The sequence below is a fragment of the Enterococcus sp. JNUCC 77 genome, from assembly GCF_054819945.1.
This window is the reverse complement of record NZ_JBTHIG010000001.1, coordinates 120,755-137,901: the sequence shown is the minus strand read 5'-3', so window position 1 is coordinate 137,901 and position 17,147 is coordinate 120,755. Positions and strand designations below refer to the sequence as shown.

15 protein-coding genes are annotated in these 17,147 nt (G+C 33.3%); 2 read left to right on the top strand and 13 right to left on the bottom strand.

Annotated elements, in window-relative coordinates; genetic code table 11:
- Window positions 1-27: 27 nt before the first annotated feature.
- The 9 genes from ACVWNY_RS00650 to ACVWNY_RS00610 form a co-directional block, all read right to left on the bottom strand.
- Entirely contained in the window at window positions 28-249 is a 222-nt protein-coding gene (locus tag ACVWNY_RS00650) for a hypothetical protein (RefSeq protein WP_001009054.1), read from the bottom strand.
- Window positions 246-536 (bottom strand): hypothetical protein, encoded by a 291-nt coding sequence (locus ACVWNY_RS00645; protein WP_192942779.1) that lies wholly within the window; start codon window positions 534-536, stop codon window positions 246-248. Before ACVWNY_RS00645 ends, ACVWNY_RS00650 begins: the two co-directional genes overlap by 4 nt.
- Window positions 533-1,717 (bottom strand): MobT family relaxase, encoded by a 1,185-nt coding sequence (gene mobT / locus ACVWNY_RS00640; protein ID WP_000426689.1) that lies wholly within the window; start codon window positions 1,715-1,717, stop codon window positions 533-535. Before mobT ends, ACVWNY_RS00645 begins: the two co-directional genes overlap by 4 nt.
- A 181-nt stretch (window positions 1,718-1,898) precedes the next feature.
- On the bottom strand, window positions 1,899-3,302 hold the full coding sequence (locus ACVWNY_RS00635) for an FtsK/SpoIIIE domain-containing protein (protein ID WP_001130244.1): 1,404 nt from the start codon (window positions 3,300-3,302) through the stop codon (window positions 1,899-1,901).
- Between the two features lie 21 nt (window positions 3,303-3,323).
- Window positions 3,324-4,097 (bottom strand): Mom family adenine methylcarbamoylation protein, encoded by a 774-nt coding sequence (locus tag ACVWNY_RS00630; protein WP_454071532.1) that lies wholly within the window; start codon window positions 4,095-4,097, stop codon window positions 3,324-3,326.
- A 9-nt stretch (window positions 4,098-4,106) separates the two neighbouring features.
- Window positions 4,107-4,484, bottom strand: a complete 378-nt coding sequence (locus ACVWNY_RS00625) for a YdcP family protein (RefSeq protein WP_001234191.1) — start codon at window positions 4,482-4,484, stop codon at window positions 4,107-4,109.
- Between the two features lie 20 nt (window positions 4,485-4,504).
- Window positions 4,505-4,819, bottom strand: coding sequence for a YdcP family protein (locus ACVWNY_RS00620; RefSeq protein ID WP_000421279.1), 315 nt, complete (start codon window positions 4,817-4,819; stop codon window positions 4,505-4,507).
- 199 nt (window positions 4,820-5,018) lie between these two features.
- Window positions 5,019-6,812 (bottom strand): ATP-dependent helicase, encoded by a 1,794-nt coding sequence (locus tag ACVWNY_RS00615; protein ID WP_000181735.1) that lies wholly within the window; start codon window positions 6,810-6,812, stop codon window positions 5,019-5,021.
- Window positions 6,809-8,998, bottom strand: a complete 2,190-nt coding sequence (locus tag ACVWNY_RS00610; protein ID WP_000470931.1) for an ATP-dependent nuclease — start codon at window positions 8,996-8,998, stop codon at window positions 6,809-6,811. Before ACVWNY_RS00610 ends, ACVWNY_RS00615 begins: the two co-directional genes overlap by 4 nt.
- 1,051 nt (window positions 8,999-10,049) lie before the next feature.
- On the opposite strand from ACVWNY_RS00610, the gene ACVWNY_RS00605 reads away from it, so the two are divergent.
- Both ACVWNY_RS00605 and ACVWNY_RS00600 read left to right on the top strand, forming a co-directional pair.
- Window positions 10,050-11,408 (top strand): DNA cytosine methyltransferase, encoded by a 1,359-nt coding sequence (locus ACVWNY_RS00605; protein ID WP_454071530.1) that lies wholly within the window; start codon window positions 10,050-10,052, stop codon window positions 11,406-11,408.
- Window positions 11,409-11,425: 17 nt separating this feature from the next.
- Complete coding sequence (locus ACVWNY_RS00600) at window positions 11,426-12,211, top strand: Eco47II family restriction endonuclease (RefSeq protein ID WP_454071529.1); 786 nt, start codon at window positions 11,426-11,428, stop codon at window positions 12,209-12,211.
- Between the two features lie 123 nt (window positions 12,212-12,334).
- On the opposite strand, the gene ACVWNY_RS00595 is transcribed toward ACVWNY_RS00600, so the two are convergent.
- From ACVWNY_RS00595 to ACVWNY_RS00580, 4 genes are all read right to left on the bottom strand, one after another.
- Window positions 12,335-12,940: a helix-turn-helix domain-containing protein gene (locus ACVWNY_RS00595; protein WP_454071528.1), complete on the bottom strand. Its 606-nt coding sequence runs from the start codon at window positions 12,938-12,940 to the stop codon at window positions 12,335-12,337.
- A 70-nt stretch (window positions 12,941-13,010) separates the two neighbouring features.
- Window positions 13,011-14,294 carry a 5-methylcytosine restriction system specificity protein McrC gene (locus tag ACVWNY_RS00590; protein WP_454071527.1) on the bottom strand — a complete coding sequence of 428 codons (1,284 nt, stop codon included), beginning with the start codon at window positions 14,292-14,294 and terminating at the stop codon, window positions 13,011-13,013.
- The gene (locus ACVWNY_RS00585) at window positions 14,275-16,218 is read right to left on the bottom strand and encodes an McrB family protein (RefSeq protein WP_454071526.1); all 1,944 of its coding nucleotides are present in this window, start codon (window positions 16,216-16,218) and stop codon (window positions 14,275-14,277) included. Before ACVWNY_RS00585 ends, ACVWNY_RS00590 begins: the two co-directional genes overlap by 20 nt.
- A 164-nt stretch (window positions 16,219-16,382) precedes the next feature.
- Window positions 16,383-17,141 carry an ABC transporter ATP-binding protein gene (locus ACVWNY_RS00580; protein WP_454071525.1) on the bottom strand — a complete coding sequence of 253 codons (759 nt, stop codon included), beginning with the start codon at window positions 17,139-17,141 and terminating at the stop codon, window positions 16,383-16,385.
- Window positions 17,142-17,147: the final 6 nt, after the last annotated feature.

Here is a 17,147-nt window from a genome sequence, read left to right as displayed (position 1 = left end):
TTCCTATTTTATCATGAAAAATATCTGTTAAGCACCAATGATTCGGTTAAATAAGTTTAATAACACATCTTTCACGCCAGCTGCATTGAACACAAGTCCGACGGCGATTAGAGCAATAATCAAGAAGCCAATGAGTTTTGAAAATTCTCGTTTAAAACCTAAAAACAGTCCAATGACAACAATCGCTAACAATACCAATGACTGTGCATTATCCAAGAACCAGTTGTACAAATTCTGCCCAAAATTCATGTGATTGTCCTCCTTTCCTTAAGATATTTTTCTCGATAATAGATATAGCTTTTTACACGCCTTAATAATTGAAAAGGGGTTAAATGCTCTCCATAGACGGTTACTCGATTGGTATAATTATTATAAAATCTCACCTTGTAAAAATCATAGGTATAGATGGTATCACCAGCTTGCCGTTTTCCCTCAATAATGAGAGACGTATATTTCCCTGTATTTTGTATATACGCTTGAAACTCACTGCCACACTGAAACCCTAACTTCTTTAATTCTTTTGTTAAAAGGCTCATGTAATCAAATCCTCCATGGCTAGATGTTGTTGTTCAATTAATTTCTCATGTTTTTCTGTCAGTTTGGCTTCCTGAATCATGGTGGAGATAATGGTTGTACCGTTGAGAACATCTAAAATGCTTGCGATTTTTAATGTAGGGGCGACTTGATGATGTAACCAGTTCAATGTTCGTTCAAAAGAATAAGGCTCTGGCTGTGTGGTTAGGCGTAATGCTCCACGATTTTTACCGATAAACCATTCCCAACGTTCATTAGTTTTCCAATCACTCCGACGTTTAGTGTCGTCTTTATCTGCAAAGCGGATATAGCGATTGATAATTTCAAAGGCTGTTTTTTCCGCCTGTTGATGTGCCAATAAATCTTTCATGGCTTGGGTGGCTCGGTCATTTTTTAACCGAATTTCAAACCGATTCTTTACTTCTGCGTCTTCTAAGGGAACATCATTTTTCACGTATTGCTCATAATCTTTCTCATATATACAGAAATAGACTTCACTTTTTAATGAGCCAATATAAAGTGTGTTTCCCATGTATGGTTTTTCATCACGGTGAACCAATTCACCACTGCGATAATTTTTAAAGCTTCGAAAGACGGAAATGCATTCTTCCTGTTTACATTTCTTTGCCAAATCTGGAATATTCAAAATCCCTGTTTTATCGTTGATAGCTAAATCCAAGCGTTTGAAAATACCTTTATGTTCCATGCAATCTTGAAAGAAATCATACCAGCTCCGATGTTGAGCCAATAGAAAGTTTTCAAATTGCCGACAGCCTTTTCCTTTCAGTTCTAATAAAACACCTTTACTTACATCATGAGAGACTAGGACAACAATATCACCGAAACGATAGTGTTCGGGATAAGAATAATAGCCAAAGTCTTCGTGTAGCATATAATCCATATTCAAACGTAAAACCTCACCGATAATTTGAGCCACATCATTGGTAGGGAATCGAATCCGTACATAGTCGAATAACATCTCCAATGGGTTATCGGGATTGAAGCGTTCCAAAGCGTTCAGTAAATCTTCTTTCACCTGTTGAGTAGGGACTGCCTTGCCTGTTTCAATATCCGATAGGTAAGGTCTGGTAATATGAGAAGCAACCGCCAGTTTATTTTGAGAAACGCCATAAGCCAGTCGCTTTTCTTTCAATTCCTTAATCCAAATTTTTTCGTTTTCCATTCGCAAACCTCCAATCTAAAAAAGATGTAAACTATGACCCTTGAGTTTACACCTTTCATATTTTCCGCAATCCTTTGTACCATCAACATTGGTTGATGAGAATTGCCTGTTTTCAGTTGTATTTGTGCCCCCCTGTTAGATAGAGGGGGCTAAAGGATTGGCGTGGCTAACGCCACACCAATCAAAGCAAGTCTGAACCTGTACCTTTCACTTCGTGCGGTACAGGCTCAGATTGCTTTTTTTGAATGACTTTTCCTATTTCTCCTAAGAAATCGTACCTTTTTGGTACAAGGGGTGTATAAAACTCACTAATCACACTTTTTCCTGTATCCACGTAACCTCTTCCCTTGATGGGTTTTAAGAAAAATTGTTTTTGTGTATCGCTTCCGAACATCATACCAAAGCCCATTTCAGACATACGACCCAAAGCCACACGGAAGTTAAAGTTGTCCCGAATCCCATCACTAAAATATTTTGCGTCTGGACGTTGACAGGCAAGAATTAAAAAGAAGCCTGCTTGTCGTCCTAACATTACAATTTGTTTGAGTTTATGAATAACGGTGGTACTTTCACGACCTAGCATATCCATCATTGCCACATATTCATCAAAAATAAGAAAATTGGCAGACAAACCAAGATAAGCATAATTTTCTCCTGTTTTATAGTTAGGGTGTTGTTTCATGGTTTCACTGCGATCAATCATATCTTCGTAAAATTGATTGATACATGCCAACATATCTTCTTTACGGTAATAGACATTATTCATGACCGCCCCTAAGTCTGCCAAATCAGCATTTTTAGGGTCAAGAATATAAAGCTTTGCATTTGTATGCAGGAGAGATTCAATCAATGTGAGAATAAAATAGGATTTTCCACTACCAGTGCCCCCAGCAATTAACATGTGAGGGAGAGAATCGAACTCCCAATAGACCGATTCCATCAATTTGACACGTCCATCTTGAGCTACCACGTCTTCAATGCCAATTCGATTGCCAATAGTATCATAAAGTAGGACATACTCTACATAAGAATCTTTCAACGTTTTTTCCACTAATTCACAATACAATCCTGTTTCTAGTTTGTTTTCTAGGTGCAAAAGCTGATCTTGATATTTCCCTAAGGTGATTTCTACATGAATATGGATTAGTCCATCTTTCATTCGATAATATATTTTAGGAAAATGGCGGATTCGTTGTTTGGTTTTCTTGCTGGGTAAATCTTTAAAGAATCCCTCTGATTGAGTTTCTTCGGCTTCATACCAATGATTTTCTAAAATCATACGAGCTAACTTTTGACGGTGCTCTAACTGTTTTATAGAATCTATACGATAGTGATAATAAAGCCAGCTGATAAGTCCGCATACAAAAAGAGCAGTGAGAATACTGCTCCAAAAGTATGGCGTATGAAGTTGATAGAAAAATGTATCTAACTGAACTGCTTGCCAGTTCACCGATTGTAACGCTCTCCAATGAAAAGGGAGTAGGACGACTAGAAAAACTACCAGCAATGAAATTAGTACAAAATGATAGACCAAGTGCTTATCGTTGGCTTTGATTCGCTCTCCTCTGTCATGAAGCAATGGCATAAAAATCCTCCTTTCCACCTATCAAAATAATTGTGTATTGTAGATACGAGCCTGTTTATCAAAAGTTGGTTGAGAAATGGCTTCATATTTCTGATAAGCGATTCGCTTTTCAAAGCGTAAATTTTTTTCTTTCGGATAATAATGACGTCGATAGAGAGTGTGTCCTAACAGTTTTTTCGCTTCTTTTGTCAACGGATAGAGATAGCGAAACATGCGTCCATTGATTTTCTCAATCCCTTTGTATTCGCAAAATGCCTGGGAAAGCCAATGCTTTTTCTCTACCTGTTCAAAGCGAGCATTTTCCTCTAATAAAAGGCGAGCACTTCGAGGGTGTATCTTTTCCCATGACTGCTTATCACGATAGACACTTGTCTTGAAATACCCGCAGTAAAAGAAGTTGGACGCTTGATAGACATAGCCACATTTTCCCTCAATTCCATCTGCCAGTGTATATAAAAAATGACAGTCCGCATGTTCTTTCAACCACTTAATTAGAGCTGAAAGAGCTTGACTGCCAAAATAATTGGTTTGATTCATTTCTGGAAGAAAACACATCTTTCCAATTTCTAAATAATCTGTGGTTTGAAGGGAACTGTCGGGAAAGAGTTTGCGTATGGTTTGTAGGGGTTGCGTACCCCAGCCTAATTCCACAACGCCTAATAATTTTTCTTCTGAAAAAATCCCTAGAAAGTATTTACACAATCTAGGGAGTATCTTTGAATAATGGTATTGCCGAATAAAAGAAATGGCTTCATCTTTCGGAATTTCTTTCAAAATCAATGGTGTGTTTGTCATAAGCAACACCTATTTTTCACTTTCGGACGCTTCTTTTTTATATTTCTGATGAGGTTTTGTCTGTCCTTTTAATACAAGATCGTCTGCTTTCACGTACCAATCAACGTCTGCCCCTCGAAAAGTAGCCGTCGCTACGGTATCTGCCACAGGATTGATTAATTCCACTTCTGCGTTGTAGTCAAATTCTTTCAAAGGAACAGAAGCGGGGATACTGACTTGTATCATGCGTCCTTGTCCTTTTGATTTTAAGTCATAGGTACGTTCTTTAATTTCTTCGGAAACCGTACCATCTTCATTCTGGATACGAACCTCACGACGCAAGGCGGAAAATTTCAATGTGCCAAATGTCTGGTCTTTTTCAATCACAATACCTTCTGCTAATCTCATATTTTTTCACCTTTCCTTTCTTATGCTTTCACCATATCGTCTGCGTGCATAATGTAATTGGTAAATCCTCGATTGCCAATTTTATAACCTTCTGCGGTAATATGTGGGTTGATGAGTTTGACTTTTTCGTCGGATTCAAAATGTTTCTCGCCAGCTTCGGAGGGAAGAATGACAACAATATCATCTGCTCGTTGAATCGTTGAGTATAAATTGTAACTACGAGAGAGAATGGTTGGTCTGCCATTTATTCGACGTTGTTCAATGTTCCCTTCACCAGCATATTCTAATTGTCCAAATGTTTTTTCCATATTGGGAATGACATATTTAAGTTCCATATTTTTACCTATCCTTTCTGTTTTTATGTTTGAATGAATCTTATTTGTGTGATGGTTTTAAAGGGGGGAGAGCGACCTTTTGATTCTTGATTTTTTATTTTCATAAGTTCACTTCCTTTCAAAATTGGGTAAAAAAATAGACGCTCCGTACTGAGCGTCCGATTCCTACTATATTTAAAACAACGACTACCTAGGTATTTTAAATATTATAATCAAATTCTATTTTATCTAATAATTGAGTGGGATAAAGCAAGTCTCCTTTACTCGTAAAATAACCCACCTCTGAGAAAAGAAATAAATTATTTTTTGCTCTTGAACAAATTACGTATAGTAGTTTTCTCGCTGAACTAATTCCTTTATCAGAAACATTAAAAATTTCATTCCAATGAGGAATTTTCCCGTTTAGAAGATTAATAGCGATAACAGTATCATACTCATTTCCTTTAACTTTATGTGCTGTAGTAAGTGTGATACCATCTCGAGATTTAAACATCTTCTTAAAACTAGATACACTACTAGATAATGAATTATTTTTTATCCGATCTTCTACTTCGTTAATAAAAAATAGATAGTGCTTAAAAATAGACGGGTAATTTTTCTCGTCAATATTAAGATTAACAAATATATGTTTGGTAACAAATTTGTATAAATCAACACCGTTGTCGTCTCCACTATACATTCTTTTCACACTGTTTATTAGCTGTAATAAATCTAAGTCAATAAAATAATCTTTAACTTCTATTCCAAATTCATTTTTTAATATAATTAAAATATCGTTTGCAATTAGCTTTCTTCTTCGAACCTTTTCACCTGATTCAGTAAAGTACAAAATTGCTAACTTGAAAAATAAACTATGATTATTTACCTTAATTGGTGATATATTTATAGCATCAAAATTGCAATACGGTAATTCTTTCTTTAAATACTCACCCAGTGAAAACAGAGGATAGTGTTGAGGAGCAAGTACACAAATATCTTTTTCATGAATGCCGCTTTCAATCTTTTCCTTTATTATATTTTTTATTATGTTGGGTAAATCCTCCTTAGTAACTTTGCAATCATAACTTATAAAACCACGGTCGTTTTTATTATTCCCTCTGCTTTCAATCTCGTAAGGACAACTCTGAAAATTAGAGTAGAAGTCTACTAATCTCTGATTAGACCTGTAACAGCCATGTAGCGTCTTTGATTGAAAAGTGTGACTAGTTAGCATTTCTAGTTCTTCAACTGATTTAGCTATACCATCTAATGATCCATAAATTGCTTGGTCAATATCTCCAACAAACATTGACTGAATTTGAGGGTTGTTTTGAAGTAATTTAGCTATTACATTGTATTGTAATTCTCTAGTATCTTGAAATTCATCCACATAAATCGCCCTTATATTACTAGCAATATTACGTGCAACGTTACTGTTTACAGTTAAAATTTTATACGCTACTAGTAAAATCATATCAAAATCAATTTCTTTATTTTTTTCCAACATAGTGTGATACATTTCAGAAACTTGAGTATACTGAACTTCATTAATTTTAAAATCATGAGAAAGTGACAAATCAATTTTGTTCAGTTCATACGTTTTGAGATTTAAATTCAGCATATTATTAATTTGGCTGACGTAAGCTCTTTGAGTATAATCATCAATAATTGTAAATCCTTTTGATACTCTTGAGAGATTCATTTTAAAAGGATAAATAATAAATTCAAGACAAAACTGATGTATTGTCCCCACCCAAATATTAATATCATCATCTATACTAAGTAAACTTAGGCGTTCCTTAATTTCTTCAGCAGCTCTATTAGTGTATGTGATAGCAATTATTCTTTTTAGTGATCCATCGTGTTTAATTGCTTGGTAAGCAATTTTCCTTGTAAGTACCCTTGTTTTCCCACTCCCAGGACATGCATTTACATAAAGGTTATCTTCACTTTCTACAACATCTTTTTGTTCTAAATTTAAATCATTTACGATTTTTTCGAAGATATTTGTCATTTTGAAACCTCAGCATAAAGTATTTTTGTGTAATTTTCTATCTGATTGATTAGATACACAACATCCTCATCTTTACCAAAGTACTCTAATAAAGAAATTATTGCTATATTCAAATCAGCTGTATCACTTGTTTTTAAACTAGCTGATAAAGCTGACAATTCTGTAGTTTCCTCGTACAAGTCGATTGTATGGAGTAGAATTTTTTTATAAATTGAGAGATCTACTATTTCCTGACATGCAAAAGCAATAGCATTAAGAATATACTTAGGAATTTTGATTAAAAAGTCAATTTTTTCACCTAACTCAATTGCAAACCACCCCTTACCAACATGATTGGCTAGTTTTAACATCGCTAAATTTCTTTCTAAATATTGTTCACTTTGTATTTCTTCTTTATAAGCAGTTATTGTTTTTTTATCTTTGAATGCGTCATCTATAATTGGACTGACATAAGTTAGAATATTTTCTTTATTCACATCTAAAAACTCAATTTCAAATGTTGTATTAGCATAAAAACAATTAACCCAATTGTTTTCATTAAAAAGGGAGGATAATTTTTCTTTTCTTGCTTGACCTTTCTCTTGTGCAGTGCTTTTATACAATCGATGTTCTGATGGGATTGCCTGTTCATCTAAATCAGTTACAATAGCACACTTTCTCTGTATTCTATCATCGTCAAACAAGCTAGCGATATATTCAAACGAAGTACTACCAACATTAATCAAACCTATTCCAAGTTCGTCTAAGTTTATACCAAATAATTTTTTTACTATTTGAGGAATAAGTATTTCTTCAGCATCTCCTTCAACTAAGATAACACCTTTAGAAAAAAGCAATCCATTTCTTTTAACATCTAAATATCTCTCTACTGCGTTTATTAGATTTAGATTGTTCTTTTTTAACTTTTCTTTAGCAAATGAGTTCAGATTATTTGCTGGATTCATAACGATAGATTTGCCATTAAACGATTTTAATACATTCATCCGAGATATTTCAGACACTTCAGCTAAATGTACAGAATGTGTGGTCATGAGAATCTGAGTATAGTTTTTTTGAAGATTTAATCCTTCGAACAGAGTTTTTTGAATATGATGATGAATATGAGCTTCTGGTTCTTCAATCAACATAATATTAAGTAGTTCTCTTGAACGACACGCTTCAAATTCGACTATTTTCAAAGCTAAATAAATCATATTTAGATGTCCTAACCCTAGTAAGTCTAAGTCGATATTTTGTTCTGGCTTCATTGAAAGAAATTTTGCTAAAGAACCCATATCATCTGACATAGTTGAGGAAAGAAGAAGATTAGGAGAATACACTGAACCAATTATGCTATTTAGTTGCCGATTAATATTTTCGCCAATTTTCCTAATTTCAGGAACACTGGTAATAGTCTCATTTAATTGCTGTATAATTGTTTTTAATGACTCAACATTATCTGATGATATTTTTGATTCAATTGTTTCCATGATTCTTTTGACAGGGTTTCGATTGTTTTTCATTTCTCTAAGAACATCTCGAAGAGCGTCAACATAAACAACCGAAATATGCTTGAAAATATCTGACATGTCAATTCTTGAGCCCAAAAGAGCTTCATCGTCTTCTTCAGGATTACTAGCTATATTGTCATTGAGTCTTCCTACCAATTTATCATAATTTTCATTGATACAGAAATTTAGATTTGATTTAGATGTGTAGTAAAATTCATAGTCGGATAGACGAATAGAATTTCTAAATTCGTTAAATTGATGAGAGTCTAATTCAGTGGAAATATCAAATAATTGCTTTCTAATAGCTTTGTTAGGTCTAATAAATAGAGAAATACTACCTACACCTTTATCTGCATTTGAAATCAATTCTTCTAAGATTGTTTGACTTTCAGAATTTAAAGAAATGGAAGCACAAATCTCATTGTCAAATTCTTCTTCGCTGATTCCTTCAAATGTCGCAGAGATAATAATCCAATGCCCTTGCCACCCATTTTGAATTCCATGAAAAAAATCTGATTCTTTCAGTGTTTTACTACTATAGTAATAACTATCATCTAATAAGATTCTCAATGCAGTAAGAGCATTGGTTTTCCCTGAATCATTCTCACCTATAATAGTATTTGTCTCATTATCGAATCGAAAGATTTCGGATTCATAATTTCTAAAATTTCGAATTTGAAGAGTAGATATAAACATAAGCAGATCTCCTAACTATTTAATTAATATGATTATATAGTAAGTTTATCATAAATTATGTTAGTAAAAGTTCTCATTATAACAATTGGGTTAAAAAGAAAATAGATAGTATTCTACCTCATATTTATTTGAAAGTAATATATAAAAGACGTTCAAATTCGAACGCCTCTCGTTAACCAAATATTGGATTCAGAATCTAGTTTTCATATATAAACAGAGTATGATTAGGTGCAAAAATTGCACTTTTATTTTTATTTATAGTGTTTTACTGTTCTGTATATTGTTTTAACTCCCTTGATAGTATCGCATTCTGTTTTATACACTTTACGTTGAAAACAGAGTGGGAATAAAAGAGTAAGTGAAGTTGACGCCATAACGTTGATTTAACAGCATTTGTATTGTTGTAAAATGGATAAAACAAAGGGAAATAAAGTACGTTCCCCACCAATACAAGAAAGTCGGAATGCTTAGACGTTTCGGCTTTTTTTGTGTTCATCAATTGTACTTGGATTTTTTGAAGAATTTGTTGCACAATTCCTTTTTCAATTGAATTTCGAATTTCATCCAACTCTTCGTTGCCGAAAAAGACTATATCCATTTATGGTTAATATATAAGAATCATCACCACTAATAAATCAGTTCTAAAAATAATTTTGACTCCATATACTTCTCATCAACAACAAAATTTAACTTCCATGAACTAAACGATAAGTTCTACATATATTTCTTCCTTCTTATCACATGTTTTCATTCTTGTTTCCGTTCCCTCTACAAATTTTTTTCTATTTTCAGACTGACCTAAAAATAGATATAAGCAAATGAGAAAATTCACCAGTAAATACACGATATCCTTTTTCTTTATTAATCCACATTAGGTAGGTTTAAGTCAGATTCCTAATGTTGAATCATATGTAACCCCATCTGGAATGGCAGAAATATGAACGTGATAAGTTAGTTAAGTTTAGAAGAAAAAATTATTGACCACTTAGTTAATTAAAGATATACTGCATGGGGTAGTTAAAAATATTTTAAACTAAAATGAGGCGGTACTATGCTAATTAATAAACCAGCTGTCTTAGCTGCTATGAGGCGAAAAAATATTGCTACGCAAACAGAGTTAGCTGAAAGATTGGGCATGAATAAAAGTCAGCTATCTCAAATGCTTTCTGATGATTTTTGTCCTCTTAAAACGAATGTCATTAAAATGATGGCAGAGTTAGAACTTCCATATAACCAAATACTTTTTGAAAAAGATGGTGATACAATGCAAGGAAATGCTATGATTATCGAAGACCCCAGCGTACAATTATCCCTTTTCCCTAGTTCTGCAATTGATCGTTTTTCTTATCGTTTAGATGAATTTGTTGATGTCGAACAAATTAGCCCTGAAAAAAATTATTCATTAGTTGAAACTTTTGCGGGAGCAGGAGGTTTGTCTTTAGGATTAGAAAAATCCGGACTACATTCAATTGCTGATGTCGAAATAGACGCCACAGCTTGTACAACGCTCCGCAAAAATCGTCCAAGTTGGAATGTAATTGAAGCAGATATTACTGAACTAGCACATGCTGGTATTAAGCAGCATAAACAATTTGATTTTACTGGTGATTTGGATGTTCTTTCCGGTGGCTACCCATGTCAAAGTTTCAGTTACGCTGGTCTACGTCATGGTTTAGATGATATTCGTGGAACATTATTTTATCCTTATTCACAGTTACTTAAAGAATTAAAGCCCAAAATGTTCATCGCTGAAAATGTTAAGGGTTTGGTAAATCATGACAATGGCAGAACTCTAGAAACCATGATCCAAGTCTTTGAAGAAGCCGGTTATCAGGTTGTCTGGAATGTATTAAATGCTTGGGATTATAACGTTGCACAAAAAAGAGAACGTATAGTGATTGTTGGTATAAGACATGATTTGTATAAAAAACAATCATATTCTTTTAAATTTCCACAAGCTCGTCAATACAAACCTGTGTTAAAAGATGTATTAAAAGATGTTCCTGAAAGTTCAGGAGCTACCTATCCTGAGAGCAAAGTCAAAGTTTTAGATTTGGTTCCACCAGGTGGATGCTGGATTAATTTACCTGATAATGTAGCTAAAGAATATATGGGTGCATCTTATCATTCAGGCGGTGGTCGTCGTGGAATGGCACGACGATTATCTTGGGATGAACCTTCATTGACTTTAACCACCTCTCCCGCGCAGAAACAAACTGAACGTTGTCATCCATCTGAAACACGCCCATTTACAGTCAGGGAATATGCACGTATTCAAAGTTTTCCTGATGATTGGCAATTTGCTGGTAGCATGGGAAATCAATACAAGCAAATCGGTAATGCCGTACCAGTTAATCTTGCCGAATATATTGGCAAAGCAGTAGTTCATTACTTAAATCAATTTGATTAATTATGGAGGTTATTCATGTGTGGAATCTGTCATTTATCACGGAAGAACAATTGACTAAGCATATCAAAGAGACTATCAAAAAATATGGTGAAAAATTAAAACCTTATGACTTAAAAAAATTTAACAGTAATATTGTCGATCCTATCAAACTGATTTTCGATAAAAATGTCTATCAAACAACTTGGGATGAAATCATAAAGAACGAAATTTTTCGTCAACGTGATAAATCAAGTAGCAATGATATTGGTTATTTCCATCAGAATATCTTCCAATATTTTAAAAACTGTACTGTTCCCAAAGAAGGTTGGGATGTGATTTATAAAAATCCTGATGGAATTTCTATAACTGAGGGGAGCATTGTCCACACTATCTATGTAGAAATGAAGAATAAGCATAACACAATGAACTCAGCTTCATCCGCAAAAACTTACATTAAAATGCAAAATCAAGTTCTTAATGATGATGATAGTGCCTGCTTTTTGGTAGAAGCGATTGCCAAAAAATCACAAAATATCAAATGGGCTACTACTGTCGATAAACAAAAAGTTCAACATAAATTGATTAGACGAGTCAGTATGGATCAATTTTATGCCTTATTAACAGGTGAAAAAGACGCTTTTTATCAATTATGCCTCCATTTACCAAATATTATTAAAAACGTCTTAGCTACATCGGAAGAAAATTTAGTACCAAAAGATACTGTCTTTGATGAACTGAACACCATTGCTGAAAAAGACGATATTCCTTTCGCACTTGCTATTTATATATTGGGCTTCTCCGATTATGTTGGGTTCAAAAAATAGGTAACTACACATTAAATAAAACCTTCGTTTAGAAAATAAAAAAACACTAGAAGACAATTAATATTACACGCCTGTCTTCTGGTGTTTTTTAAATTATTTAATTAAGCAGTTTTAATAAAATATTTATTTTGAATGCATGAATCGTTTATAAGATTCAATTGCTGCATTTGGAAACCTATTTTCATTTAAGTTGTAACGTATAAAGTCGTGACTTTTCTGTAATTCTTCCAATTTCGAAACTGTACTTTTATTAAAAGGATTTAGAATTTCACCAAAGTTATCATAATAGTTTTGAAGTAAGTATTCCATATAGTTTGCATATGAGTTCGGTTTTCCTGATTTTGATTTATTTTTATCGAAATTGAAATTCGTAAAATCTGTTCTAAACTTACCTAAGCTAGGAATATTAATATTAACATTCCTCACTTTGCTGGTCTTGCCATATTTCGTAAATACAATTTCATCAGGAGCTGTATAATCATCTGCAAGTGGCTCTTTAATTATTGCTTCATTAATTTTCTCATCAGAAAGTAAATCAACTGTTGAAACATCTAGTGCATCAGCAATTTTATCCATCAATGATAAAGTAGGTTCTGTTTTACCATTTAATACATAGGATATTCGCTCTTGAGAAACGTCTGCCTTTCCACCTAACGTTCCTTGTGACCATCCCTTTTGCCAAAGCTTCTCTTTTATATTTTTGATAAGAATGTCATAGGATTTATTCATAAATATTATTTTATGATAGACCCCGAACTGGTTCTATCGTATATTTTTATATTTACAGCAAAAGCAGACACTAACATTGAATTTCAGAAAGAAACTTTTCTTCGGAATCTTTCATATCTTTTTCAAAATCAGCGTATTTTCCACTAACTTGCGGAATTGTAAATCCTACTTTGAATATTTCTCCACCAAATCCTGCCAATGTACCAACTGATTTTCGTTCATTATCTTTTTGTGATGGATAAATCACCCCTGCTGAACTAGCTTTCAACACATGAAGATAGCTTGTCATTTGGTATAAATCTTCCCGTGATATACCTTTATTATTTTTATCAAGTTGTTTATATTTCGCATCAAGGATGACAGAATCTGAATAGAAGTCTGGATATCTGGGATTCTTATTATCAGTATAAAAATAAATTGGATTTTTTCGAGTTTTATTTTCTGCATGAGTAAATTTTGGTTTTAACAATGTAGCGAGATATTCTTCCCAAAGCCATGCAACATCAATGATGATCCCGTGAGCTTCATCCTCTTCATCTCCGAAGCCAATATGTTCTTCATTGAGAATTTGAATACATAATTTCTGTAAAAGAGAATATTCCTCAAAATATCCATGTTTTACTGGATTAAGGACGTTTCCTTTAATAATTTCATCTCTATCTAATCTCGAGTAACTAGGTGTTATATTAATGACTTCTCTAACATTTTCTTTGAAATCAGTTGTTACTAAACTATCAAAGCTAAATTTCAATTGTAATTTTTCAATAGTATGACGAATAAGTTGAGTCAAATTATTATCGTAACTGAATTCACGAGTATCATATGCAATTTTACCCATAAATGGTGTATTGCATTTAATGTGTCTTGCAATAGATATTTGGCCTTTGATGTTTGAGTCATTGTATTTTTTACTGACATATTCTTTGTAATTTCCCTTGCGCATTGCTTCATCTAAATACATTGGAAATAAATATGCAAGTAAATCATAATAAGAAAGCTGACTATCGATATTTATTTTTGTTCGGTTAACATTAATATTCATTACTTTTTGCAACAGATATCTTAAAAAAAAATCTCTATTGCCTTCTTCTGAATCGTAAAATCTCGAATTTATCTGAAGTTCATCACTACCTTTTTTGAAAACTCCAATCAAATTACTTGTCCAAATGTGTTGATTGCTTCTTCTAAATAAATAATTCTCTTTTTCGAGGTCGACTGAATCATTGATAGTTGGTGGAAAGATAATAAAACCGTCACGTTCCAAGTTTGATAAATCTCTATCAACTAACTCTTCAATTATTGGATTATCTGTAAACTCTTCTTTTACTTTACTATTATCTTCCAGCTGAATCATCAATTTCACCTTTATAAGCATTCTCTAAAATTTTCAATTTATGATTTGCCGCTCTTTCACCACGAAAGTAATCCTTTAGCAACGGCTTCAATTTGCTATTCCACAGCTCATTTCCATCAATTTCTCCCTTATCTAGAGCTTTGAAATAACTTCCACCGATTTGATAATCAACAGTCAAGCCTATTTCACTAGAGATAATCATATCGTTAACTTTATCCATTAATTTAATTACTGACGAACTGGATAACATACCTTGCGATTCTTTTGCAGTAACTTCTTCGAACATAAATCTGCGACGCATTGCAAAATCAAAAGTATCCACTGAACGGTCGATATCATTCATCGTTCCTATAATATAAACATTTTCAGGAATATAGAATTTTTCTTCATTTTCAAAAAGATTAGCATATTGAGTAGATACTGCACCATCTGTACCACGATATTCTGGATCAATCGAGAAAAAGAGCTCCCCAAATATTTTACTTATTTCTCCACGATTGATTTCATCAATGACAAATACATACTTCTTCTCTTCAATAGTTGATTTTTCATATTCAGGCAAGTTGTAATCATCTTTTAAATATTTAAGAACCGCTCTCATTCTTGGTTGATGGCTACCACTCTTTCGTCCTCTATTACCTTGCCATACTCTAAAAATATTTTCCTTCGTAAGGCTATAGTTTTGACTAGACGTAGATTCATCTTTAAGATTTCCATTACTATTAACTGAATAAATAATAGCAGATTCATTTTTTTTCACCCTAGGAACAGCTACCGTTTCATTTTCTCGGACATTCTCAATAAATTTCCCCCAAATATCTTCAAATATTTTAAAGCTAGGCTCTTGCTGCATTTTTGCTTTATTACAGAATTCTTTAAATATTCCATTTTTTGGTTCAAAACCAATCTGATTATTTATTTGAATAGGACGTAAGCCTTCTACAAAATCAGTATAATCATAGCTAGGATGGAACTGAACAAATTCAAATTGTTCGCTATCAGCTAACTCATCCCTAGAAATATCAATTAACTCTGCTGCAAGTTCTTTAGCAAGATATGTTTTACCTGTTCCGGGTGCCCCACGGAGAATTATGTTATATGACTTTTCTAATTTTTTTGACATTTCGTGTACCTTCATTTTTTCTTTACCTCCATCACCTTTGATAAAATTACTTTCCTTCAGCAACTGAACATAATTCTTATAAAATTCTATAATCGTTTGATTTGGTTTCTTCCTATCATTCAGATTAAATTGATCTAGCGGCACTGGATTACCAACCCATATCCCTTTGTCAATTTCGTTATTAAATAGTTGCAGAGCATCTATGTTATTTTTTTCTTCGTTCCATTTAACACGCACGTTCATCCCTGTAGAATTCCAATTTATATAACATGATTTAGTAAACAATTGATATCCCGTGGTAATATTTACATCCATCGGAACCTCAGGAGAATAATTTCGCCATTCTATATAGCTACCTTGAATACGCTGTCCTGCATAACCTTGTCCCGATTTTGGTTCACTATCATAAAATTTTTCTTCATTATTGTTGTTGTTCGCTAACATTATGTGCACAAAATACTCAAGTAATTTCTTAAATTTATAGTAATCATTTTTATCAGAATCATTTTGAGTTGAGTAAAGAAATTCTAAATAATAGTGTAAACCTCCCTTAAGATTATCGAATTGGAGATTATCTTCTTTAACGATAAATATATTTCTAGCATCCTCTTCAGAGATTCTATCCAAATTTAGTAGTGATCTCACTCGTTGAGAAAAATCTTTTGGATCAACTATCTCATCAATTGTTTTTTTATCATCAGAAAACTTTACTTGGCTCAATACATCTAAATATTGAGTAACCGGAATACTTGTCATAATTTTTACATCTGTATACCATTTTTTGAATGAATCATAACTCATCAAAAAAACTCCTTTACAAAAAATTATTAACATCATTATACCACTCAAAGTACCTGTCTTAAGCTTCCTTAAAATTTTGATCATACTGAAAACTAATACAGATATTTCAGCATGATTATTCTTTATAATCACCCTCCCCCGAAAAAACACCCAACTCATCCAATCTAAAACCCTAACTCATTCAACCATTCGGCGACTTGCTCTTCGCGATCTTTTAGTTCAGATTCAGCAGCCATTTTTCCTAAATATTTTTCAGAGATGATTTCGCCATCAGACATAAAGAAGATCTGTTCTGTTTTTGAAGCAACTTTTGCGTCATGGGTTACTAATAAAATCGTCGTGCCGGTTTGATTGATTTCATTAAACAAGTTCATAATTTCAGCAGCAGACTTTGAATTCAGGGCACCGGTAGGCTCATCGCCAAAAATAATTTCTGGATTGTTAATGAGCGCTCGACAGATGGCAACTCTTTGTAATTGTCCACCGGAAGCTTGCGTAATATCTTTTAAGGCTAGTTGATTAACACCCGTCTGTTGCATCAGCTTGTCTGCACGTTCATCAATTTGTTGCTGGGGTTCTTTTTTGCCTAAATAGGCGGAGAGTACGATGTTATCTCTCAGGTTGAAATTCTTTAGTAAGTTGGCTTGTTGGAAAACAAAACCCATTTTGGTTAGTCGTAGATTGGTTAATTGTTCTTCAGATAAATTGGCGAGTTTTTCTCCAGAAAATTCTATCGTTCCTGAAGTTGGTTGTGTCATGCCACTGATAGTATAAAGGAGCGTAGATTTTCCCGAACCACTGGCCCCCATAATTGAAACGAATTCGCCTTTATTAATAGTTAGTTGAATATTTTTTAGTACTTGTTGCGGTTCCATATTTTCAATCGGAAAACTTTTTGATAGATCGGTTGCTTTTAAAATCATTTTATT